Below are 22,945 nucleotides of genomic sequence, written 5' to 3'. Positions count from 1 at the left end.
CCACCGGCGATGACAGGAGGCGGTCGGGGATCAGTTCCCGGATCGGCGGAAGAATTGGAGGATCTTCACGGTGAGCGACTGTCCCTCCTCTGTGGCGGACCTCCGCGTGACGGTACGATCGGCGGTTTCGCGCGTGGCCGTCAGTGATGATTGCCGTGCCGTGAGGATTGTGCCGATTTGTTCTGCCAGGGCAGGGGTCGCGGAGATGATCTGGCGCATGGCCTGCTGGCCGATGACCGTGACGGTCAGCTGAGATGTCGCTTGGACGGTGGCGGAACGCGGAGCTCCGGTGAGCAGGGACATTTCGCCGAAGAACTGCCCTTTCTTGAGCACGGCAACCGACGTCGTGTGATCACCTGTCTTGATCGCTACGTCAGCCTCGCCCTCCACGACCACGAAGAATTCATCTCCCGATTCGCCTTCCCGCACGACTTGTTCGCCGGGCAGGTAGACGCGTTTGTGCGCCTGTTCCGCCAGCGAGTGGAGGGCCTTTGCGTCGAGTATTGCTAAGAAATCGATGGCCCGGAACTGTTCCTCGAAGCCGGCCAGTTCGGCGGCCCGCAGCGCGGTCAGATCAGGGGGCTGGGTCATGTGCAAGACCCGTTGGGGATAGGGAATATCGATATCATTCCGCTCGAAGGCATACCAGACATAGGCCATCACTTCACCCGCAAGGCGTTCACAGCGTTCGTAGTCATGGAAGAAAAATTTGAGCTGGTAGCCGATGCCCGATTCCTTCAGTTCTTCGACGAAGCAGATCGGCGCGGGGGAGGCCACGACGCCAGGAACCGCTAATGCGGATTGCACGAGGATGTCTTTCACCTGCATAGGGGGATGGCCATAGTTCGCATCGACGTGGATGGCGCGGGCGCACAGGCTTTCGGGCCGGCTATGGTTGGTGATGGTGGTTTGGGAGACGGCATCGTTGGGCAGCATAATGTAGTCATAGGCGCGGGTTCGGATCGTGATGTAATCGAAAGCGATGTCGGTGACCATCCCCTCTTTGTCCATCAAGGTCACCCAGTCGCCGACGTGGATCATGCGGCCGAGTTGGATGCCCGAGACCAGTCGCGCGATGACGTCTTTGAGCGCGAACCCGACCACGGCTGTGGCGATGGTCGGGAGCGCGATCAATGTGAGCGGATCCACGTCGAGAACTGACCGGAGCAGAATGAGGGCCGCCAGGGTAACTCCAAAGAGCAGGAAGATCAGGCGGAGGGTTCGGGGGATATATTTCCCTCGCTTCTCGATGAGGTAGTCTTCGATGAACAGGAGATCGAGGGTTTTCAAGAGAACGAAGGACATCGCCAGATAGGCCAGGAATGCCGCCCATGGCCGTATCCAATGCGGGATGTGCGGGATCAATCCCTGTGTGATGAGCTCGAGCAGAAGTACGAGTACGATCGTGGAGAGGCAACCAACATAGAACCCCAGCCCGGCGGGTTTTTTACGGACGGTGCCGAGATACACAAGCAGTCCGCCGGTAATCAGGCTCAGAATCAACGCTACGCCCATAGTCGTTTGCCAGCTGCCATAGGAAGTGATCGCCGGATGCTATGGCCGCGCCGCCGAGACCGGTATGGGCGCGCCAGGCAGAAGATAGACTGGGATAAGCCTAGGATGCAAGACGGCGGGATCCTGGTGATGGGTGCGCGCGTGAAGGCCATGACGGCGGGATGCCGCTCTATCAGGAGAAGGCGCGGACGTGCGCGGGGAAATGGCTGAAGGCCTGCTCCGCGCGTGGTGATTCGAAGGTGCCGTTGTTGCCGCGTCTCATGGACCTTCCCGAGCCGTAGCGGGAAGCGCCCGCATGCCATGTCGGATCGGACTTGTGTGAAGACAATTTCGTTTGTATGATCTCTCTATGAATCTTCGTCTCCGCATCGCAGTGGTGGTCTTCACGTTGCTGGCCGTTTCTGTCGGGGCCTCTGCAGCGGAGGATTTTCCCGTAGTCGACTCACCTGCGTTGCAGTCGTTGAACGAGCAGTTTTCCCGGGGAGGCGTGGGGTCCGAAGGGCCGTTCGATGCGCCGGCCTCGTTGTCGCAGTACTCTCCGTCTTCGTCGATCTTTCGAGATATTCCGTCGATCAGCGGGCACTATTCAGTGGGTGGACGCACGATCATGCCGTACCTCGGGGCGGGATTCGGCGGCGGGTATACATCGGATTTGAATCGGTCATTGATCGGTCCTCCTCCCGTGCAATCTGACGTCGGGTTGCGTAGCCAGTTCGGGCAAGGGCTCTCGCCGAATGAGTTTCAGCTGGGCCTCCGCATTCCGTTCTAACAGAATCATCCGTGGCCGTGACGGATTGGCATGTCAGTTTTATTTCCCCCTTCTGAAGTGTGACCATCAAGCGGACCTGGCGTGAGGAGGTGCGATGATGACAGCAAGATGGCGCGGTGGGGTCGTGCTGGCAACCTGCGTGAGCGGTCTTCTCTATGGCGGGATCGTCCTGGGGCAACCCGCTTCCGAGGTTCCCCGCGGCGATGCGGTGCGCGGCAAGACGCTGTTTGTCAGAAAATGCGCCGGTTGTCACGGGGCTGCCGGCGGGGGAGACGGCTATCGGCTCTTGGGGCCCGATCCGGCGAATCTCACGTCGCTGTCGACCAGCAAGAAATCTGATGCCGAACTGCTGAAGACGATCCACAACGGTAAGCCGAACATGCCGGCGTGGAAAGGCCAACTTTCGGATAGTCAGATCCGGGATGTGCTGGTGTATATACGCACGCTCATGAAGTGACGCGAGGCGTTCGGCCTCGCGTCACGTCGGAGTAGCCCAGGGGACACACTACTTCGGCAGCTTGGGCATCTGGAACTTAACGGGTTCTCCCGTCAGTGCTTTGAGGAAGGCCACGAGGTCGGTCTTTTCTTCTGATGTCAGATTGAGCGGTTTCACGAAGGCGCTCAGGTTCTGGTTAGCCCCGCCTCCCTCGTTCAGAAAATCCACAACCTCTTCAAGCGTCTTGAATGCGCCGTCGTGCATGTACGGCGCGGTCTCCGTGATACTTCGCAAGGTCGGGGTCTTGAAGGCGCCTTTGTCCCTCTCCGCCCGTGTCACGTCGTGCCGTCCCAGGTCTTCTTTGGCCGGACCGACTTGCGGCACGCCCAGATTGTGGAACTGGTTGTCCGTAAAGTTCGAACCGCTATGGCAGAGGATGCAGCGCGCTTTTCCTTTGAAGAGGGTCAGGCCTCGTACCGCCGACTCATCCATAGCTTTTGGGTCGCCCAGCGCATATTTGTCGAACGCTGAATTCGTTGAGATGATGGTCCGCTCATAGGCGGCGATCGCGTTGGCCAGATCCTGGAGATTCACATCTGTTCCAAAAACAGCCCGGAACTGTTGCTGATAGCCTTTGATCTTGCCGAGCTTGCGGACCACGTTCTCATGGGTCTCGCCCATCTCGATTGGATTGTGGATCGGACCGATCGCCTGTTCTTCCAGCGAGCGGGCTCGGCCATCCCAGAACTGAAGGTGGTTGAAGGCGGTGTTGTAGACCGTCGGTGACTGGCGCCCGCCCACGCCGCCGTCGATCCCGATGGAGGTCTGTCGCGGGTCGGCGAATCCGGTTCCTGGATTGTGGCAAAAGGCGCAGGAGATCGCGTTGTTTTTCGACAGGCGGCCGTCGAAGTAGAGTTGCTTCCCTAACTCGATTTTGGCCGCGTAATTTAAATTTGTAGACGGGGTTGGGGTTGCGGTCGGCAGCGGTCCGATATCCGGTACGGTCACGCCGTCGATGGTGACGATTCCGTGCGGGGCATGGCCGGACGGTGAGGCCTGACTCGATTGGACAAACGACGAGAGCGCCGTGGCACTGATCAACCCGAGTATTCCGATAAGTCCTGCTGACGTCAGTTTGGTCTGCATCGTGGTGTCCCTCCTGGATAAGGCAGATGGTGCACAGAATAACATAGGTGTGGGGCATATGGTGACAACTCAGGATCCGCGCGCAGTCGGTCGAGTATGAGCGGCAGGTGCGGCAGCTTGATTCCGGTTCATGAATATGGGACTGTCCTTTCCGGCACGGTGCCGTTCAATGTGGCCTGAGGGCCGGTCGTATTTCCGATGGTCGACCGCGCGGATGCGATTAAGGGCCGCCTGGTCCATCGATAACCAAGGATGCTTCCGATGATTGTATCTGCTCGTTTTTTTCAAAGGGTCAGACCGGTCGGATGTGCGATCGGCCTGATCGTCTTGCTCGCAGGCTGTGGGAATATGCCTCGCGAATACGTACGTATGGCTGAGCCTGACGTCACCCTGACGGCGCTGACGGCTCACCCTGAGGCCTATCTCGGGAAGGTCGTGTTGATGGGAGGGACTCCTGTAGAGGAAGAGTCGGGTGAGCGATATGTGTGGTTGAGAATGAAAAACCGTCCACTGGACGAAGACGATGTTCCTCGTCGGCCGATCGATCCCGATGGGCCCGAAGCCGGTCATTTTTGGGTGCAAATTACGAAGGCGCAACTTCCTGCGGGTTATCGCGACTGGGCCAGAATGAGCCTGGCCGGGCGTGTGACCGGCAAGGTCAAGCTGGGGCACGAGCCGGTGCTTCGATTACTCTATGCCAGGCATTGGGGAATAGACTCGATCGATAGGGAGTCCTCCAGAGACTTCGATCCGAATTACGATTTCATCGTCCCCGAATCGATCGGGGTTGAGATCGATATCGGATCCGATACGAGCCATTGAGAAGCAGCCGGTAGCCGGTGCGTGTTCGTTCAGGGCTCCCTATGTTCCTCCCGTGTTCCCCGCATGATTGCGCGGATCGATCGTGAGTCCTGTCATGGTGCCTTCGACGCCGGCGAGATAGGCCTTGGCGACGGTGGCGGCGGGTAGGCCGATGGACGGATCCATTTTTCTCGCGATCAAGGTCTCGGCCACCCAGGGCGGGCTGACGATGTTGATGCGCATCCCGCGGGGAAGCTCCAGCGCGGCGGCGCGCGCAAAGCCTTCGAGTCCTGCGTTGACCATGCTGATCGACGCGCTTCCCTTCATGGGTTCTCTGCTCAACACGCCGCTGGTGAGGGTGAACGAGGCGCGGTCGTTCGCGAATGGCCGGCCGATGCGTACCAGGTTAACTTGCCCCATCAGTTTGTTGGATAGCCCGAGCTGAAAATCCGCATCCGTCAGATCGTCCAAGGTTCCGAACGCAGCCCGGCCCGCGGCGCACACGAGGGCATCGAACCGCCCCACCGTGTGAAACAATTGAGTGATGGATTCCGTTGCTGTGAGGTCCACCCGATGTGGACCCTGCTGATGCCCCACGGCCACGACGTCATGGTGTGCGGACAGTGCTGCGACGACGGCAGACCCGATGGTTCCCGTGGCGCCGATGACGATGACTCGCATATTCCCTCCTGGATAAAAGCCGAGTACGCACGCTTTCCGATGAGTCGTGCAAGGTTAGCGTCGGCGTAGTTCGGACGCAAGAGGGGCGATGTTCCGCTAGGGACAGTGTCTCCTCGCGCAACGGCCTGCTAGAATGCCTCGCCATGAACGACGCAACGACAACGACCCAGCCGCGCTCCGCCGCGGCCCTCTTCATTCTCTTCACCGTGCTCCTGGACATGCTGTCCTTCGGCATCGTGATTCCCGTGTTGCCGAAACTCGTCGAAGACTTTCTGTCTGGCGACACGGCCCGCGCGGCGGAAATCTTTGGGTACATGGGGACGGCGTGGGCGCTGATGCAGTTTATCTGCTCGCCTATTCAAGGCGCGTTGTCCGACCGGTTCGGCCGGCGGCCGGTCGTGTTGTTGTCGAATATCGGATTGGGACTCGACTACATCCTCATGGCGCTGGCGCCGAATCTGACTTGGTTATTTGCAGGGCGAGTGATTGCCGGGATTGCCTCGTCGAGCTTCAGCACTGCCGGGGCCTATATTGCAGATGTGACGCCGCCGGAGCAGCGAGCGGCGGCGTTCGGCAAGATCGGGATGGTCTTCGGTCTCGGATTTATCCTCGGTCCGGCGCTGGGAGGATGGCTCGGGGCGATCGATCCGCGATTGCCGTTCTGGGGCGCTGCCGGCCTCAGTCTCTTGAATGCCTGCTATGGATATTTTGTACTGCCGGAGTCGTTGCCACGTGAAAAGCGGTCGGCCTTTGCCTGGAAACGGGCGAACCCGGTCGGCTCGCTGGCGTTGCTGCGATCGCATCATGAATTGTTCGGGCTTGCCACGGTGGCGTTCCTCGGTTACCTCGCCCACGCGGTTTTGCCGAGCACCGCGGTGCTGTACATGAGTTATCGATATGGTTGGGATACGGCGAGCGTCGGGTTCATGCTTGCTGGGGTTGGAGTGGCGGCGATGATCGTGCAAGGAGTGCTGATCCGGCCGCTCACGGCGCGGTTTGGTGAACGCACAACGTTGCTCGCGGGATTGCTCTGCGGCGCGGCCGGCTTTGCTATCTATGGAGTTGCGCCGCAGGGCTGGATCTTTTGCCTGGGCATTCCAATCATGGCCTTCTGGGGACTGGCCGGCCCGGCGACTCAGGCGTTGATGTCGCGCCGCGTCAGCGGATCGGAGCAGGGACAGTTACAGGGGGCGACGGCAAGCATCAACGGAGTGACCGGGCTGATCGGACCGACGCTCTTCACGCAGATCTTTTCTCACTTTATCGGCGCCCCGGCCGGGTGGCAGGTGCCGGGCGCGCCGTTTCTCCTCGCATCGACGGTGTTGCTCTTGGCGGCCACAATCTCGTGGCACACGACCAGGATGCATCGAGCAGGAAACCGGAGGTAAGCATATGGGACGATTAACCGGAAAAGTGGCGGTGGTCACAGGCAGCAGCAGTGGCATCGGTAAGGCCGTTGCCCTCCGTTACGGTGCGGAGGGCGCGCGGGTCGTGGTGGCCGCGCGACGGCTCGGTCTCTGCGAACAGGTGGTGAAACAGATCAGCGCCGCCGGTGGCGAGGCGTGGGCGATTCAGACCGATGTGGCGGATGAACAACAGGTTGAGCGGCTGATTGCGGAGACCGTGGCGCGTTACGGGAGGCTGGATGTGCTGGTGAATAACGCCGGCCTCATCGCTGGTGGCCGGCGGCTGGCTGAGACGAGTACGCAAGATTTCGATGCGGTCATGAATGTGAATTTGCGCGGGACGTTCTTTTGCTGCCGGGCGGGGTTCACACAGATGAGGCAGCAGGGGGGCGGCACGATCATCAATGTGTCGAGCGTCGCGGGCGTGCAGGCCTGGGCGGGCACCGGACCCTACAGCGCGTCGAAGCACGGCGTCATGGCCTTGACCAAGGCGCTGGCCGATGAAGGCCGCGCGCACAACATCAAGGTGACCGCCATCTGTCCGGGCGGCGTGGCCGATGAACTCGTGGATGCCGCGCCGGAAGAGATTCTGCGCAGCGAAAAGATCGATCCGTTCGACATCGCCGAAGCGGCGGTGTATCTAGCGACCTTGGGCAAGCACACCGTCGTACACCAGATCGTGATCGACCGTCTCGGCGCGGATTGGTAGGGCATGAATGGGCGTGCGTCACGTTCGCACCTGCCTCACGGTCAGTGCGGTTTGGCTGCGCGCAATGCTGTGCCGCCGGATGAGAGGTGCGCGAACTGCTGCTTCAATCCATTGATACGTGTCAGGTAGGCGGTCACGTCGTGGTCGCCGCAGCGCTGGTGGGGGAGGAGGCGAAACCCTCTCCTGGCATAACTGTGGCCCGCTCCCGCTCCACAGAGATGAATGATGGCCGCGAGATCCTGTTTCTTCTGGAGTGTCGTCGCGGGCGTCTGCCTGCGGCCTATCGCGTCGGCAACGTTGCGGTCGAGCAGTGCGGCGGTCATCTCGATCGCATGACTCGGCATGACACGCGAATAGAGGCGGTTGAACCAGCAGGATTGGAAATTATTCCAGGGACCGTCTTCGACCACTTCGTGATCGTGAATGCAATAGCGCTTCGCCAATTGAAACGTTCCGTCGGTGAGCTGGTACATGCCCACGGCGCTTGATGCCGGTTGATACCACTCCAGGGGATTCCAGGACGTCCGCCACCGCCAGTAGGTTCGCGCCACGGGGTTGCCCGCGCCTTCGCTCTGAGCCAGCGCGGCCAGCAGTTCCGGCGTGATCACCGCCGTCGAATGCTCCCGGAAGAGCGTGCCGTATTCTTGCCAGGTTTTCGCCGGACTTTTGTCGAGCGCGTTGTCCAGGGGAAACAGGACTTCTGTCGGTTTGTTAAACGCGTGGTAGGTCCAATTCACGGCGAGCCAGAGCAGCAGGAGCAGCGCGGCGCTGACTACGATGCGCACGGCCGGTGTTGTTTTTCTCAAGGCCCGTAAGAACGTTCGACATTCGTGCCAGCGCGACTGCACGAAGCGGCGCGGCGCGGCCAATCGGGAGCGCCGGCGTGATCGTCCCGTTCTGCGGCGAGGCGAATGGGCATTGCGGCGATGAGATCGGGGAGGCATGCTCGTACTATAACTGAAAACGACGATCGGGTTTGCAGGTCGTACCAGGCGGTGAAGATGGCGAGGACAGGGTGAAGTGAAATAGAAACGGGCTGATCCTTTCGGATCAGCCCGGTGGGAGAGCGCCCCTCAATGAGACCGCAGCGGAAGGCTACTGAATGGAATTGGCGAAGCCGCCCTGTGTCAGCTCTGCGCGAATCTTATCGCCCACTCGCTTTTCTCCGCTGATTTTTTTGGTGTCTTTGCCGACAAAGACGCGGATTTCGTTGGAGTTGGTTCCTCCTCCGGTTGCATTGTAGGCCGGACCTTCGACGACGTAGACGTTGCCGTCAATTTTACTGACCTTCCCATCGATCATCGTAAAAGCCGGACCGGGTTTCGTATCCAATTCCTGAGCCCTCGGGTTGGATGAGGGAACGTACTCGGCTTCCGCCCATGCCAAGCCGGCGCTCAAGGCCCCGACGATTCCTACGGTCAATGCCACGGCCATTGTAGAGTGCCTGTTCAGTATCTTCATCTGATTGCCTCCTTAGGTGTCGGCCGGGCGCATGTGAGAAACCCCTCTGTTCCTCGGTCGCCCACGGCCTGCGAGGAGTTTCAGCAAGCATTATGCCGAGAGGTAGCGCCTGAGGTTTCAGATGAATTGGAAGGGATTGTAGGTCAGCCTGGTTGGCAGTCGGCTAGGTATCTCCACGCAGACTGACAAAACCTGGTCGCTTCGTGCAATTGTGGGCGGATTGTTTTTGCGCAGACTCGGATGCACTGCTCTGTTCGATCAGCTCCGTTCGGGGCGTGCGGAGAGAAGGAGCCGACTCCTTCCTGGCATCAAGGTTGGGCCGTTGCATGTGCCAAGGCAGTTGCTGTCTCCCCGAAGCGGCTTTCGTTGCATTGCGGCGGCGGCCTCTTGATAATGAGGGGCAGTCGTCGATTCACGGTCTTCCCCTAGCGAACGAGAGGTATCGAATGTCTTCAGTCTCTCTGGCTCTGTTCATTTTCGGCGTGTGCTATCTCGTCATTATCACGGAGCGGATTCACAAGACGATTGTGGCTCTGTTCGGGGCAGCGGTGATGATCGGATTGGGCGTGCTGTCGCAGGATGAGGCGTTCTACTCCCATGAGTTTGGCGTCGATTACAATGTCGTGTTTCTGCTGATCGGGATGATGGTCATCGTCAATATCGTCCGTGAAACGGGACTCTTTGAGGTCTTGGCGATTTGGGCCGCGCAACGGGCCGATGCCAAGCCGTTTCGGCTGCTAGTGTTGTTGTCCCTCTTGACGGCAGGGCTATCGGCGATGCTCGACAACGTGACGACCATATTGCTCATGGCGCCAGTGACGCTGTCGATTACCAAGCGCTTGGAGCTCAATCCCATTGCCTTTTTGGTGACGGAGGTGCTGGCGTCCAACATCGGCGGCACCGCGACGCTTGTCGGCGATCCGCCGAATATCATGATTGCCAGCAAAGCTGAGCTGGGCTATCTCGATTTCTTGGAGGTCTTGGCGCCGGTGGTCATGATCATCATGGCCGTGTTCATCGTTTCGATTTGGGGGCTCTTCGGGCGCAATATGACGGTCGCGCCGCATCTCCGCTCCGCGGTGCTGGCCCTGAGTTCGCGAGACGCCGTGCCGGATCGCCCGTTTTTGCACCGCTGTCTCTGGTTGCTCGGGATCATTAACGTGGGGTTTTGCCTGCATTCGCTTATTCACCTTGAGCCAGCCACGATCGCGCTCTTAGGCGCGAGCGCGTTCATGCTGCTTGGGCACGCCAGGCGGAAGCCGGAGGATGGCGAGGAGTTGTCGTACCTCACGGATGTGGAATGGAAAACCATCTTCTTTTTTATCGGTTTATTTATTCTCGTCGGCGGACTCGTCAAGGTTGGCGTGATTCGGTACTTGGCCGATCAGTTGGTGGTGGCGACTCAGGGGAATCTTGGAGGGGCCACCATGGCGGTGCTGTGGGGCTCAGCCTTGCTGTCGGCGGCCGTGGATAACATTCCCTACGTCGCGGCGATGAATCCGCTCATTGTGGATCTCGCTCGGTCGCTGCATCCGGAGATTTCCGACTATGCCGAGCTGGTGCATCAGCCGGACATTCTTCCGCTCTGGTGGGCACTGGCACTCGGCGCCTGTTTGGGAGGGAACGGCACGCTTATCGGCGCGAGCGCCAATGTGGTGATGGTGGATATTGCCCGCAAAGCGGGGTATCGCATCTCGTTTTGGCAATTTTTCAAGTTCGGATTTCCCGTGATGATCGGATCGACCCTCATCAGTTCCCTCTATCTTTGGTTCCTCTTTCTCCGGTGAGTCGCGCGGATTGCCTGCGTCTATTGTTGCCGGAGATTCGCTTGAACGGATCTGTGGCCGACTCATATTGAGGCGTGGATATTGGGGAGCGAATTCATAATTCGCTCCCCAGCGCTTGTCCGGCAAGGCGTTGCAAGGCTTTGATCGAAGCGGTGAGAGGGTGCTACTGGAATGTCTTATCAGGCGCGCTCTATTCAGACGGGTCTTCCGGCACGGAAGTCTCACCGGATTGAGTCGCGGCGACTCCTGCGCCCAGCTATTCCGAACAGGTCTTCATTCGCCCATACGTCGGTTCTGGAATAGCGGGTATGCGCAATTCTCGCTGAACGGTGTCAGTCGATACGGTGCGTGTTTGAGTGAGGGGTGTTTCCAAGCAGGGGAGCGTGGTGACTTCGAATTGTTCACGCCGCAGTTCGCTTCCAGTTCTGTTTCGATACACGAGTTCATCGGTTTCTAGATCGTATTCAGGGATCTCCTGGTTGTCCCATCGCTGCTCAAAGTAATGCGTGTAAAGCGTATAGAGCCCGTGGGTCTTTTGATTGTGCTGCAATACATATTCCGGCATGGTACCGATATCCAGATCGGTGCAGTAGTGCTGCAGCCATAAATAGTCGCCCAACACCACCATTTTGACGAGGGGTGGGTCGGCGTACAGTTTGAGCTTCACGGCTTTGCCCATGGCCTTGAGACGCTTGAGCAGCGCGATGCTTTGCCGGACTTCATCGCGGAATCCGTCCAGTGTGATTTCAGGATGGCCGATAGCCTGGATGCGGGAGCTGGTTTCCTGGCTGTATGGATTGACCAAGAGGATTTGTGCGCCCAGGCACTTGTCGAGCACCGAGGAGAGGTCACCCACGTGGTCGACCAGGGTGCTGTATCCGCTTGACCCGATCACCTTGATGGTGCGGCCCGTTCCCTGGTCTTCTTTGAGTTGTCTGATCCGTCGTTCCGCCCCTCGGGCGCGCCGGGGGAAGAAGGAGACGAGTCCGGCTCCGGTCGCGTAGGCCGCCAGGGCTCGGTCGCGAAGGCTGCGATGGAGAAAGTTCATCCCTGCGATCAGGAGCACGGCGACCGTCATTTCTACGGCAATCAGCGAGAGCTTGTTGTGCTCGATCTGAGACCAGAAGGAGAGAAACTGCTTGGCTCCCGCCGGGAGCAGGAGGGCAATGCCTCCGCTCAGGGCGACGATGGTGATGTGGTAAGCGCTCCCCGCGGCATTGCGGAGGAGGGCTCGACACGTTGACGAGAATTCATGAAACAAAATGCACCTCTTGAAAATGTGACAACAAACCACGCGATTGTGTCGGGCTGGTCTTGCGAGCGATGGATGATAAGGCCAACGGGGAGTGCTCAGCAGATGCAGGACGGTCTCGTGCGGACAAACAAAAATCGCGTCAGACTCCGTTACTTCAGGGGATACTGCGGCCCCTAAACTCGTGAGGTCTTACGCGATCAAGTGTCAACTTAACAGGATGCCTGGGCTTACGCAAGGTGTATCGTGATGTTGATAAAGCTCTCGCGAGATGAATAGAGAGGGCGATGTAGTGTTTGGTCTGCGTCGAGTGAGTGCTGATCAGTCTCTATGGGCGTTGCCGGAAGACAGGGCTGCTATCTTCGCGACGTCTCACGCGGCGCAGTCGATCTCATGAGGCTGTCGGCTTGCGGCGGCAGAAAGCCTTGGTATCCCCGGTGTCGTTCGGCCAGTTCCAGCACCGAGAAAGGATGTCCATCGACCATTTCCGGTGAGGAGAAAATCTGCCTGAGTGAACCGCCTTGTGCCCCGACAATAGTCCCGGCAAATACGATACCTTTCTTCTTGAGTTGCTGGACGGCGTTTTCGATATCCTCCACGCGGACCGCGATATGGTGAAAGACCTGGTCGCCGAAGTTCTTAACCCATCCGGGAATAATGCTGGTTCGTCCGCGGTCGCCCGCATAGGCTTGATCCACAAAGAGCGCGGGATAACCGGGTTTCCGAAAGACTTTGGCGTACCAGTCCTCGTATTCGAGCGTTTCGTCATAGGTATATCCGAGGGCAATGAAGGATTCGGCTCGGCGATCGATATCGAGCGTCCGCAAGGTTACGTGATCGATCACGGGAGTGAGTCCGACTCCCGCTTCGTTCAGCATGGTTTGCAGTGTTTTTCCGGCTCGATTGCGCAGAATGAATTCCTCCACCATGCGCGCCATGAGTCCATCGAGTTCCAGATTTTGATCCATGATGGCCTCCCTTCTCACTGATTGTAGTCGTCAGGTATTCAGCCGAACGTGATGCCCTGGGCGAGCGGCAGATCCGTGCCCCAATTCACGGTGTTGGTCTGACGGCGCATGTAGGCTTTCCACGCGTCTGAGCCAGCCTCCCGGCCGCCTCCTGTTTCCTTCTCGCCGCCGAAGGCTCCGCCGATTTCCGCGCCGGATGTGCCGATGTTGATGTTGGCGATCCCGCAATCACTTCCTACGGCAGAGATGAACTGCTCGCTATGGTGCACTCTCGTCGTGAACAGAGCCGACGAGAGTCCCTGCGGCACCTCGTTCTGGAGGCGGATGGCTTCGTCGATCGTACGGAACGTCATGACATAGAGGATCGGGGCGAAGGTTTCGCGCTGGACTACGGGCCAATGATTTTCTGCGCGTGCGATGGTGGGTTCAACGAAGTGACCCGGCCGATGCAGGACATGGCCGCCGCAGAGAATCGAACCGCCTTCATTTTTGATGTCGTCGATGGCGGCTCGGTACGTTTCGACGGCGGCGTGATCGATCAGCGGCCCCATCAGGACGCCTGGATCCAGTGGGTTCCCGATATGGATGTGCGCGTAGGCTTTCACGAGCTTGGCGGTTACCTCCTCATAGCGCGACTCGTGAACGATCAGGCGTCTGGTCGTGGTGCAGCGCTGACCGGCGGTGCCAACGGCTCCGAAGAGAATGGCGCGCACAGCCAGATCGAGATCTGCGGTCTCATCGATGATGACGGCGTTATTGCCGCTGAGTTCGAGCAGTGCCCGTCCCAAGCGGCTGCCGACGGTTGACGCGATCCGGCGCCCGACTGCCACCGATCCTGTGAATGAGATGAGGGGCAGGCGCGGATCCTGGACCATGGTCTCGGCCAGGCTGGATTGATCCGTGATGAGGAGCGAGAAAATGCCGTGATAGCCCTGCTGGTGCATCACACGATTGCAGATCTGTTGAACGGCGATCGCGCAAAGCGGAGCCTTCGGAGACGGCTTCCAGATGACGGTGTCTCCGGCAATCGCGGCGAGGAAGGCGTTCCATGCCCAGACGGCTACGGGGAAATTAAAGGCCGTAATCACTCCAACGGGGCCGAGAGGATGCCACTGTTCTGACATGCGATGCGCCGGCCGTTCGGACTGCATCGTCGCTCCGTAGAGCATTCGCGATTGTCCGACTGCAAAGTCGGCCATGTCGATCATTTCCTGAACTTCGCCGTCTCCTTCAGCTTTGATCTTGCCGACTTCCATGGAGACTAAGGTTCCTAGCTCATCCTTCTTTTCCCGTAGTGCCTGGCCGATGAGCCGCACAAGTTCTCCGCGCTTCGGTGCCGGAACCATTCTCCAGGTATTAAATGAATCAACCGATACATTTGCTATGCGGATATAATCATCTGATAAGCAAGGAATTATATCTGAAATTGTTTCTTCTGTTGCCGGGTTGATGGATGGCAAGACAGGTCTGTTGGATTGGTCGGACCACCACTCTGAACCGGTGCTTCCGCCTGGGTTAACCGTTTGAATACCCAGCTCCTTGAGGGCTGCTTGGATTGTGCTCATCGGAAGCATGCTCCAAAGTCGTTGGCCAGGAAGTCCTTCAGCGAGATAGATTCCTGTGTGACGAAACCATGATAGTGGGAGGGGTCGTGTAAGACGAGATCCAGCACCGTGCAGAGACTGGAAGCGGTGGTCACTTGAATAGCCGACCAGAGCCTACCCTTGATGCATTGAGGGTAGACCTTCTTGACGTAGTTCTCTTCAAAGAATCCCCCCTCTTTGATCCCGGTGACCGAGGCGTAGATCAGGACGACATCCTGGTGGGTTTGCGGAACGGCGTGTTCCAGTATTCGCTTGAGCGTGTCTCGGTCTTCGTTCAGTTTCAGATCCTTCATCAGGAGATGAACTTTTTCGCAATGACCCGGATAGCGGAGCGTCTTGTAATTCATGGTCTGTACCTGCCCGGCATAGGTATCTGCCAGCGTGCCCAATCCGCCGGATGTATTGAAGGCCTCGTAGAGCAGGCCATCCAGCTCAATGGTCTCGTAACCCTCCAACGGCTGGAGCGGGACTTTCTCGCCCGCTTCGATGCCGTAGCACAGGTTGCCGTATTCATTGATCAGGCCATCGGTCGACCAGGTTAGGGAGTACTTCAGCGCATTGCTGGGATGGACCGGCAGCGCGCCGACGCGCATCTTCACGGTATCCAGCTTCTGGAAATGTGTCATGAGGTCGTGCGCCACAATGCTGATAAAGCCAGGCGCCAGGCCGCACTGGGGCATGAAGGCTTGGGCGGCGCCGGCGCTCAATACGCGAATTTGGCTGGTCACTTCGATGTCTTCGGTCAGATCGAAGTAATGGAGGCCGTGAGTCAGAGCCAGCCGCGCCACGGTGGGGTTACAGAAATAGGGGAGACTGGAGACGATCGCATCGACGGGATGCGCCGATAGATAGGTGCTGACCATGTCCGGATTGCGGACGTCGAGGAGGCAGGGAGTCACTCGTTCGAGTTTGAGGTCCGCGATGAGGCGGTTCGCTCCGTCCAGATTCACATCGCCTAGGTGCACTTCGTAACGGCCGTGCTGAGAGATCAGGCTCGCAACGAGCGAGCCGATCTTTCCTGCACCGAGGACCAGTACTCGATACATAATGTGCCTCGCTTCTCCTCAGTATACTCCTCTCCGGGACATTCACCAGCTGTTCACTCTCGATCGATGCAGGGGGGCCGTACCTGTTCGCGTTGCGCGGCCTTTTCTTATGCGAGAGTGGAAGCGTCCACTGGGCTGAGTACGGATCTTCAGTGTGTGATTGCCGCTGTTGTGGTGGGTGCTGCGTAGAAGAGTCAATCTCCCGGTGATGGAGATTCCATCGCGCTGCTTAGCCGAGCCGAGCCCGGCCATGCGGCGTGCTCAGATCCTGATCGGGACCCAGTGGGACGATGCGGGTAGGGTTGATGTCATCATGCGTCACATAATAGTGGCGCTTGATGTGATCGAAATTGACGGTCTCGGCGATGCCGTCGGTTTGGTAGAGATCTTTGAGATAACCGAACAGGCTTGGGTAATCGATGATGCGACGGAGGTTGCATTTGAAGTGGCCGTGATAGACCGCATCGAATCGGACCAGGGTGACGAACAGCCGCCAGTCAGATTCGACGAATTCCGAGCCGAAGAGATAACGCTGATGCGCCAGCCGTGCATCGAGGATATCCAGCGCGTCGAAGAGCCGCCGGACGGCTCGTTCGTAGGCCGGTTGTGACGTGGCGAATCCCGCGCGATAGACCCCATCGTTCACGTTTTCATAGAGGAAGGTGTTGAGTTCATCGATCTCTTTGCGAAGGCCCTCCGGATAGAGATCGATCGAGCTCTCGGTGAAGCGATTGAATTCGCTATTGAAGATGCGCATGAGATCGTCGTCGGAGTTGGTGACGATGCGTTTCGTCACCCGATCCCACAAGGCTGGCACGGTAATGCGTCCGACGTAGTGCGGATCGGTGGCCTTATAGGCCTCACTTAGAAAGTGGAATCCATTGACGGGGTCGAGCGAGTGCCCCGGGCCTTCGCGAAAGGCCCAGCCCCTCTCGTCGCGAATCGGGTCGACGGAGGTTAGCCCGATAATGCCCTCCAGCCGCTTGAGCTTCCGTACGATGATCGTGCGGTGCGCCCAGGGACAGGCCCAGGATACATAGAGATGGTAGCGGCCGGCAGCGGCTGGATATCCCGAGCTCCCGGTGGAGGTCACGTAGTCGCGAAAGGCATCCGCCTGACGTGTAAACTCGCCTTCGCCGGATTGCTCGTCGGGAAACTGTGGATAGACGGTCATGCGGGCGCCGCTCCTTGATGGGAGTAGTATCCCATATTTACCGAGGATTGTGTGGACTGCGCCGGTGGTTAAGGCGGTGTCACAGTGACTCTGGCAATAGGGAGAGGATCTCAATAGGGCGTGCGAGAATGTAACCGGAATACTGGTAGGTTGAATGGGAGTGAATCGCGAGTGACACGTTACTGGCATACATTGGCAGGACCGGCGGTAGCGGCGGAATTGCATGTGGATCAGCAAGTCTGGCTTTCCGTCGAAGAGGTGAGCCGCCGACACGCTGACTACGGGTTCAACAAACTTCCGGAAGCAGCGTGATTTGCTCGCGGGACAGATTGCGTTGCTCACTGTTCTGATGATCTCCGCCCTGTTCAAGACGGCGTCATTGCCGATCGAAGATTGGGCGTTGATCGCCGCGGCGGGTGTCTTGCCATTCGCGCTTATGGAGGGCGTCAAAGTTTGGCGGCGCAGATACACGTAGCGGCCTCGCCGGGATCGAACGCGCGATAGACCGAACGTGTCCTTATGTCGTTCCCTGTTGCTGGTGTTTAAGAATTTATGAGCGATGATCCGTTCGAGGTTCGCGGGGCAATGTGTTCTCCATGCCACAATTGTGCCTTGTGCGAGAAATGTTTGGAGATAAAACATCACAGAATAGAGATGTCTTCATGAGCGTGGTTGTCGGTAAGCGCGAGCCGGTCACGCGAATTTCTCACTCCCAATGATCGGGAACCATATCGGTCGAAACCATCGTGATCGTATTGGTCCAACAGTTGCTAGTTAAAATGTGTAGAAGAGAACCCCTACGACGTAGATCGAATACGTCTATGCACTCATTCCATTATCTAAGGAGGTATTACATGCGTAAGACTCTCATGTCCACGGGCTCGCTGGCGGCGATGGCCGCACTGGTGCTCCTCTCCGCCTGTGTTGGGCCTACCACCACGAGGACCGGTGCCGTGCATGATATCAGAATCGCCGAAGGGCCGGATCCTGCGGATCTGATTGTGAACCCTGGCGACGAGGTGCGATGGGTGAACACGCGAACGTTACCGCTCCGGGTCGAACTCGTGAACGTCAAATTGAGTGAGCTCTCTTGTGAGCGACAATTCTCCAACATCTTCGGGGTTACCCGGGAGGCGGCTACGGTCGACCCGAATGAAACGGCCAGTGTCTGTTTCACTCAGGCGGGGGTCGTCAACTACAATCTCCGAATGGATTCGGCGCTTCCCGGTGGAAAGGTGATCATTCCTGGAGTGATCCGAATCGGAAACAAGCCGTAAGCGGATCGGTGAGAGGGTTGTGCAGAAGACAGCCCTCTCACCGGAGATGGTCTTGCGATCGGCTGACAATTGTTATGATGAAGTAGGGCTCTTCTATTCCGGCCTCTCCTCATGCGCGCTCTACTGAGTGACGAGCTTCGGTCGGCCTGAACGGAGGCTTGTCCTGTCGGACCGGAAGTGGGTATGATCGTGCGTGATGATGACGACATTGTATTCAAGCCGTTCACGGGGCTGGCTGCTGATCATCTGCTGTTTGTGTCTCTGTGTTCTGGCCCAGATGCTCGGCGTCCCTGCGACATTGCTGAGCCCGGCTGAATCGGCAGATCTGCTGGAGTCATCTGTGTTGGAAGGACTGTCCGTTCTTCCTCCGGTTCCGAAACTTCTCCTCCCTTGCACCTCTTTCGCCGCTCCAGACCGATTATCCACTGTGCATGCGTCGGTAATTCTTTCCACCGTGTTTCATCCTCCCCTGAGCTAGTCTCGCGGTCACATCAGAAGCTTCGCGCGTCAGGCTGTGCCGATTGCAGGCCGGTCATGCTGCGGTTCGCGAGACGGTTCTCGCGCAACGATATGAAGGAGCTGCCGCTGGCGTCGGCTGTCTTTGTCGCATCCGGTGCCGGGGTCTGGGGAAAGAGATGACGATGTGGGGCGTATCCGCTGATAACCCGATGATCGGCGCGCGGTTTAGAAAAGACTCGGCGGTATGGAACGAAGGTGTGGGGCGCGGCAGATCGCCGTGCCCCGTTGGACCGGTCTATTTGCCGCCCTGGTCCTTCGTTCCTTCTTTTTTGTCGTCGCTGAAGACCACGACGTGGCCGCCCTTGTCTTTTTTCTCCTCTTTCTTATCGTCGTTGAACACGACCACGTGGCCGCCCTTCTTTTCTTCCTTCTTCTCTTCGTTCGCGAAGGAAAGAGTCGCCATCGTGCTGAAGCTGAGGAAGGCCACCAGAGCCATCAATCCGTTGAAGCGTTTCATAAGAACCTCCATGAATGTGAATAAGAGTGTGATTGTCCGGCCAGACCTCGCGTATGACCGGTATGTAGGATCTACCAAGCGTACGGCATTCGAGACAACGGACAAAATCGCCCGGGCGGTAACCGTATTTGTCCAATGCGCACAGATTGTGGAGGAGACACAATGCACGGCATCGAAGCGCATTCTCTCTTGAATAGAAATCGCACTATGGCCAATCGCATGACAACACTGGGCCGTCTTGAAGAAGTCGTGTCAACCGCCGACGAGTTCGACCGGGTCGTCTCGCAAGCGCTGCCGCTGTTACTTGATCGGGCCGCCGGTTATACCAAGCGGTTTCTGCGTGAAACCGGGCAGTGGAGCGACGATGTCGCGCATGAGAAATTCGTGCTGCGCTGGGGCGCGGAATACCTGGAGCAATTTCTCGTTACCGGACGGAGCGAAGTGCCCTGCCGGCCGCTCTTTCTGCTGGACTCACTGGTGGCCCGGCAGCACAGCAGGCCGGAACCGTTCTGTTATCATCCGGATCTGCTCACGCCGCTGGGCCGCTTTCTCGACGGGCTGGTCGGGCGCGCGGCCGTCAGCCGCGACGCCTTAATCGCCCTCTATCATCATTGCTATGGCTTAGGGCCCGGCCAGGTCATCAGCGCGCTTCGCTTGAACGGCTCGGAGAGCCCGCGCATCTATAAGAATTTTCAGCGCTGGCGGGACTCCGGCTGGAAACGGGCCATCGGCGATATGGGCATGACCGACGCCGAGTTGAAGGGGCTCAATGAACAACAGCGCCAACAACACCGGTTCAACAGCGACGCCGAGCGTCTGCTCGGGTTTGTCCAGGCGCATTATCGTAAGAGCGAACCGGACCACTATCCCTGTCTCTCCCGCCTTCAGTGGGAAGACATGTTCCTGCAGGGATATGGGACTGATTACCGAATCTGGCATCTAGCCTTATGCCTTGAATGTTTGCGGACGGCTTGGGGTTTGGGGCTTGACGGCGCCGCGATCGTGGGAAAGCCGCGACTGGTGCTGCAACTCGAGCCATAGGACGAAACGACCGGGAGGGTATATGGAATTTGAACGGGAATGTGCTGAGTATCGCGAGCATCTATTGAGCCGCGTGAAAGCGGGCTCAGGTCGTTCTGTCCGCGGGGTGTCGGATCCCATCCACGTTTTTGTAAACCAACGGCGAGCCGGGGTGCTGGATGGGGCCGGGGCAAAAGCGACCGTACAGATTCAGAGCCAGACGTGTATCGAAAGCGTGCATCTGCGGTCGGAGGACGGCGTGCTGCTCGGAGGGCTGTCCGCTCCGGAGTACGGATATATCCGCCGCCGCATTGACCTGACCGGCGATGTCGTGGAGCTGTGCGTGCACAACACGACGGAGGGCGGATCTGTCAGCGCGGTGTTTCTTCCCGCTCCGGGCTTGTGGCGCCGCGCATGGGATGGCATGTTCAATCATGCCGCGCCGCATCCGGTCGTTGCTGGCGCGGGGCCTTGGATGCGGTCTCTCATCGTGGCTCAGGTTGTGTTAGCCGTCGGATTGTTCGGGCTTGTTGCCGACCGTTTCACCGGCTGGCTGTCGCCTGTCCGCATGCCGTTGTCCGTCACGCAGGTCGAAGCTCCTTGGGCGGCGCCGCTTGCCGATGTGGCGAAGCTTGAGCAGCAGCTTGTTGAGCTTTCGCGGATGCAGGCGAAAGCGATGGAGGCCATTTTGGCACAGCAACAGGGGATGGCTCAGATCCAGCGGACGGTGGCGAAAGTATCCTCAACGCAGGAAACGGTTGCGTCCAGTGTCTTGACCGTGAAGCAGGAGATGGAGCAACGGAAGAACGGCACCGGGCGCGATGCGGATCGCCTGACGCGCGTATTGATGAGCAAAGCCCTCAGCGAGCAGGAACAGTTGGAGGCCGAGTTGCACAGTCTCGTGATCGCAAACGAGCGGCTTGTGCGTGAGCGGGCACAGCTGGAGCAGCACAATCAGGAATTGAACCGGCGTCTAAAGACCGGCGGCACGGACGTTTCGAAGGCGGTGGCCCCGGATCGCGAGAAACCGATGACGGCGCTACAGAGCGCGCCATCTCACCCGCCGCAGGTGGCGGATGCGAAGGCCGTTCCGCCGTACCCCCCGTTCTTATTCTGGGTGACGTTTAGTGAGGGCGTCACCCAGGACAGTATTGATCAATGGGTGCGTGATATGCACGGACGCAAAGGCGCTGTGAGCGAGGGCTGGCAGGCTGTTGAGATTGTTCCTCCGGCCGAACCGGTGGAGCGGTTTCTGGATCGTCTGAAGCAAACGCAGATCGTGAAGGCCGTGCGAATCAGCCGGTAAGGCCGCTCCTTTTGACTGTGTGGCGCTGCCGGTCGAGATCGATTCGATCATGGCTGTTGAGCGTCTTCTGTACGATCAGCTCAAATTCTGATCTCCTTCCCCCGGGCGCGTGCCTGCGGATGCCCTGCCGGACGGTCTGCGCGCGGTGCGCGAATCCAATCTTCACGCGGTGCGATTGCTAGGGACTCAACGAGGGCCGAGTGATCGATGGAGCGGCGTTCGCTCGCTGTTTCTGCACGGTTTCTATACAATCGCTGCGGCATTGCCGGTGTCTGATCCAGTGCTGTGGTGCCGGTCATTCTTGATTGAATATGGAAGGGAGGCACTGTGTCGCTGATTCATACGCTCACGATTTTGATTTGTTTGGCTGCGCTGTTCAGTTACGTGAACCACCGGCTGCTGAAGCTTCCGATCACGATCGGACTGATGGCGGTGGCGCTAGTTTTTTCGCTTGCGTTGCTCGTGCTGGGGAAGCTGGGATTCGGAATTGAAGCGGAGGCGAAACGGTTCATCGGCGCCATTGATTTCAACGTGGCGCTCATGCACGGCATGCTGGGGTTTCTGCTCTTTGCCGGGGCGCTGCACGTCAAGCTCGATGAGTTGTGGAATCTCAAGTGGGTGGTCGGTTCCATGGCGGTGGTCGGCACGATTTTGTCCAGTTTGATCACCGGCCTGGTGGGATATTGGCTCTTCGATCTCGTCGGCCTTCCGCTGCCGCTGCTGTACTGTCTTCTGTTCGGTGCGTTGATTTCACCGACTGATCCGATTGCGGTCATGGGGGCGTTGCGGCAGGCGCGGCTTCCCAAGGCCCTTGAAATGAAGATTGTGGGGGAGTCGCTCTTCAACGATGGCGTCGGCGTCGTGATTTTTCTGGTGATCTTGAATCTTGTGCCGAAAGATTCGTTCACCGTTACGGATGTGCTGGTATTGTTCGCCGAAGAAGCCATCGGCGGCGCAGTCCTCGGGCTGGCGCTGGGCTATATTGCCTATCGCATGCTTCGGTCGGTGGACAACTATCAGGTTGAGATTCTGATCACGCTCGCGCTCGTCATGGGAAGTTTCGCTCTGGCAGATCTGCTGCATACGTCCGGGCCGATCGCGGTCGTTGTGGCGGGATTGCTTATCGGAAACCAAGGACGGCAATGGGCCATGTCCGAGAAGACGCGCGAGCACCTCGACAATTTTTGGGAATTGCTGGATGAATTGTTGAATGCCGTGCTCTTCGTTTTGATCGGGTTGGAGGTGCTAATGCTGAGCTTTCAGCGGTCGTACCTAGTGGCCGGACTAGTCGCGATCCCGCTGGTATTGGCCGCGCGCTGGCTCAGCGTGGTGGTGCAGGTGAAAGTGTTCAGGTTCGTTCAGGATTTCAGTGCTCACACGATCACGATTTTGACGTGGGGCGGTTTGCGCGGCGGGATATCCGTGGCGCTGGCGCTATCACTGCCGCCGGGAGCGGCGCGGGATGCGGTGGTCACGATTACGTATGTGGTCGTCGTATTTTCAATCTTGGTGCAGGGATTGACCATTGGTCGGGTTGTGGCGTGCAGCGGAATTCCTCCTGCTCGGCTCGCACAAGAGTGACCACAGGTACCGAAGGAGACAGGCGCGGGG

The 22,945-nt window shown here is 58.6% G+C and carries 22 protein-coding genes; 11 read left to right on the top strand and 11 right to left on the bottom strand.

The annotated features are described in order from the left end of the window. Positions 1-30: 30 nt before the first annotated feature. Entirely contained in the window at positions 31-1,515 is a 1,485-nt protein-coding gene (locus NITLEN_RS00840; RefSeq protein ID WP_121987688.1) for a mechanosensitive ion channel family protein, read from the bottom strand. A 349-nt stretch (positions 1,516-1,864) separates the two neighbouring features. Between NITLEN_RS00840 and NITLEN_RS00835 the strand changes: the two genes are divergently transcribed. Continuing rightward, positions 1,865-2,284, top strand: a complete 420-nt coding sequence (locus NITLEN_RS00835; protein WP_121987687.1) for a hypothetical protein — start codon at positions 1,865-1,867, stop codon at positions 2,282-2,284. 94 nt (positions 2,285-2,378) lie between these two features. Then, positions 2,379-2,741, top strand: a complete 363-nt coding sequence (locus NITLEN_RS00830; RefSeq protein WP_121987686.1) for a c-type cytochrome — start codon at positions 2,379-2,381, stop codon at positions 2,739-2,741. 48 nt (positions 2,742-2,789) lie between these two features. On the opposite strand, the gene NITLEN_RS00825 is transcribed toward NITLEN_RS00830, so the two are convergent. Then, entirely contained in the window at positions 2,790-3,866 is a 1,077-nt protein-coding gene (locus tag NITLEN_RS00825; RefSeq protein ID WP_121987685.1) for a cytochrome-c peroxidase, read from the bottom strand. A gap of 252 nt (positions 3,867-4,118) precedes the next feature. Between NITLEN_RS00825 and NITLEN_RS00820 the strand changes: the two genes are divergently transcribed. Beyond that, on the top strand, positions 4,119-4,688 hold the full coding sequence (locus NITLEN_RS00820; protein WP_121987684.1) for a Slp family lipoprotein: 570 nt from the start codon (positions 4,119-4,121) through the stop codon (positions 4,686-4,688). Between the two features lie 39 nt (positions 4,689-4,727). On the opposite strand, the gene NITLEN_RS00815 is transcribed toward NITLEN_RS00820, so the two are convergent. Next, on the bottom strand, positions 4,728-5,348 hold the full coding sequence (locus NITLEN_RS00815) for a short chain dehydrogenase (RefSeq protein WP_121987683.1): 621 nt from the start codon (positions 5,346-5,348) through the stop codon (positions 4,728-4,730). A 143-nt stretch (positions 5,349-5,491) separates the two neighbouring features. Here NITLEN_RS00815 and NITLEN_RS00810 point away from each other — a divergent pair, with 143 nt between their 5' ends. Together NITLEN_RS00810 and NITLEN_RS00805 are read left to right on the top strand one after the other, a co-directional pair. Continuing rightward, on the top strand, positions 5,492-6,736 hold the full coding sequence (locus NITLEN_RS00810) for a TCR/Tet family MFS transporter (RefSeq protein WP_121987682.1): 1,245 nt from the start codon (positions 5,492-5,494) through the stop codon (positions 6,734-6,736). A 4-nt stretch (positions 6,737-6,740) separates the two neighbouring features. Continuing rightward, on the top strand, positions 6,741-7,463 hold the full coding sequence (locus tag NITLEN_RS00805) for an SDR family NAD(P)-dependent oxidoreductase (protein ID WP_121987681.1): 723 nt from the start codon (positions 6,741-6,743) through the stop codon (positions 7,461-7,463). Between the two features lie 41 nt (positions 7,464-7,504). Here the strand turns inward: NITLEN_RS00805 and NITLEN_RS00800 are convergent, their stop codons facing one another. Both NITLEN_RS00800 and NITLEN_RS00795 read right to left on the bottom strand, forming a co-directional pair. Then, positions 7,505-8,407 carry a lytic transglycosylase domain-containing protein gene (locus tag NITLEN_RS00800; protein WP_245924356.1) on the bottom strand — a complete coding sequence of 301 codons (903 nt, stop codon included), beginning with the start codon at positions 8,405-8,407 and terminating at the stop codon, positions 7,505-7,507. A 151-nt stretch (positions 8,408-8,558) separates the two neighbouring features. Continuing rightward, positions 8,559-8,924: a hypothetical protein gene (locus tag NITLEN_RS00795; RefSeq protein ID WP_121987680.1), complete on the bottom strand. Its 366-nt coding sequence runs from the start codon at positions 8,922-8,924 to the stop codon at positions 8,559-8,561. A 446-nt stretch (positions 8,925-9,370) separates the two neighbouring features. Here NITLEN_RS00795 and NITLEN_RS00790 point away from each other — a divergent pair, with 446 nt between their 5' ends. Further along, positions 9,371-10,711 (top strand): ArsB/NhaD family transporter, encoded by a 1,341-nt coding sequence (locus tag NITLEN_RS00790; RefSeq protein WP_121987679.1) that lies wholly within the window; start codon positions 9,371-9,373, stop codon positions 10,709-10,711. A 256-nt stretch (positions 10,712-10,967) separates the two neighbouring features. Here the strand turns inward: NITLEN_RS00790 and NITLEN_RS00785 are convergent, their stop codons facing one another. The 5 genes from NITLEN_RS00785 to NITLEN_RS00765 form a co-directional block, all read right to left on the bottom strand. Then, positions 10,968-11,972 (bottom strand): hypothetical protein, encoded by a 1,005-nt coding sequence (locus NITLEN_RS00785; protein ID WP_121987678.1) that lies wholly within the window; start codon positions 11,970-11,972, stop codon positions 10,968-10,970. 347 nt (positions 11,973-12,319) lie between these two features. After that, positions 12,320-12,931 (bottom strand): VOC family protein, encoded by a 612-nt coding sequence (locus NITLEN_RS00780; RefSeq protein ID WP_121987677.1) that lies wholly within the window; start codon positions 12,929-12,931, stop codon positions 12,320-12,322. Between the two features lie 38 nt (positions 12,932-12,969). After that, positions 12,970-14,496: an L-piperidine-6-carboxylate dehydrogenase gene (gene amaB / locus NITLEN_RS00775; protein WP_121988524.1), complete on the bottom strand. Its 1,527-nt coding sequence runs from the start codon at positions 14,494-14,496 to the stop codon at positions 12,970-12,972. Further along, on the bottom strand, positions 14,493-15,581 hold the full coding sequence (locus tag NITLEN_RS00770; protein WP_121987676.1) for a saccharopine dehydrogenase family protein: 1,089 nt from the start codon (positions 15,579-15,581) through the stop codon (positions 14,493-14,495). The genes amaB and NITLEN_RS00770 overlap by 4 nt, the downstream gene beginning before the upstream one ends. Positions 15,582-15,810: 229 nt before the next feature. Then, positions 15,811-16,755: a glutathione S-transferase family protein gene (locus NITLEN_RS00765; RefSeq protein WP_121987675.1), complete on the bottom strand. Its 945-nt coding sequence runs from the start codon at positions 16,753-16,755 to the stop codon at positions 15,811-15,813. Between the two features lie 120 nt (positions 16,756-16,875). On the opposite strand from NITLEN_RS00765, the gene NITLEN_RS18755 reads away from it, so the two are divergent. Beyond that, positions 16,876-17,067 carry a cation-transporting P-type ATPase gene (locus tag NITLEN_RS18755; protein ID WP_425464130.1) on the top strand — a complete coding sequence of 64 codons (192 nt, stop codon included), beginning with the start codon at positions 16,876-16,878 and terminating at the stop codon, positions 17,065-17,067. Positions 17,068-17,609: 542 nt separating this feature from the next. After that, the gene (locus NITLEN_RS00760) at positions 17,610-18,032 is read left to right on the top strand and encodes a cupredoxin domain-containing protein (RefSeq protein WP_121987674.1); all 423 of its coding nucleotides are present in this window, start codon (positions 17,610-17,612) and stop codon (positions 18,030-18,032) included. A 754-nt stretch (positions 18,033-18,786) separates the two neighbouring features. Here the strand turns inward: NITLEN_RS00760 and NITLEN_RS00755 are convergent. Next, the gene (locus tag NITLEN_RS00755) at positions 18,787-19,008 is read right to left on the bottom strand and encodes a hypothetical protein (RefSeq protein ID WP_245924355.1); all 222 of its coding nucleotides are present in this window, start codon (positions 19,006-19,008) and stop codon (positions 18,787-18,789) included. A gap of 207 nt (positions 19,009-19,215) precedes the next feature. On the opposite strand from NITLEN_RS00755, the gene NITLEN_RS00750 reads away from it, so the two are divergent. From NITLEN_RS00750 to NITLEN_RS00740, 3 genes are all read left to right on the top strand, one after another. Continuing rightward, positions 19,216-20,049 (top strand): hypothetical protein, encoded by an 834-nt coding sequence (locus tag NITLEN_RS00750; RefSeq protein WP_146216053.1) that lies wholly within the window; start codon positions 19,216-19,218, stop codon positions 20,047-20,049. A 22-nt stretch (positions 20,050-20,071) separates the two neighbouring features. Continuing rightward, complete coding sequence (locus tag NITLEN_RS00745) at positions 20,072-21,334, top strand: hypothetical protein (protein WP_121987672.1); 1,263 nt, start codon at positions 20,072-20,074, stop codon at positions 21,332-21,334. 327 nt (positions 21,335-21,661) lie between these two features. Beyond that, on the top strand, positions 21,662-22,915 hold the full coding sequence (locus tag NITLEN_RS00740; RefSeq protein WP_121987671.1) for a cation:proton antiporter: 1,254 nt from the start codon (positions 21,662-21,664) through the stop codon (positions 22,913-22,915). Positions 22,916-22,945: the final 30 nt, after the last annotated feature.

The sequence above is a fragment of the Nitrospira lenta genome, from assembly GCF_900403705.1.
Taxonomy (GTDB): domain Bacteria; phylum Nitrospirota; class Nitrospiria; order Nitrospirales; family Nitrospiraceae; genus Nitrospira_D; species Nitrospira_D lenta.
The sequence above is the reverse complement of the archived record's forward strand: the minus strand, read 5'-3'. Positions and strand labels throughout refer to the sequence as shown.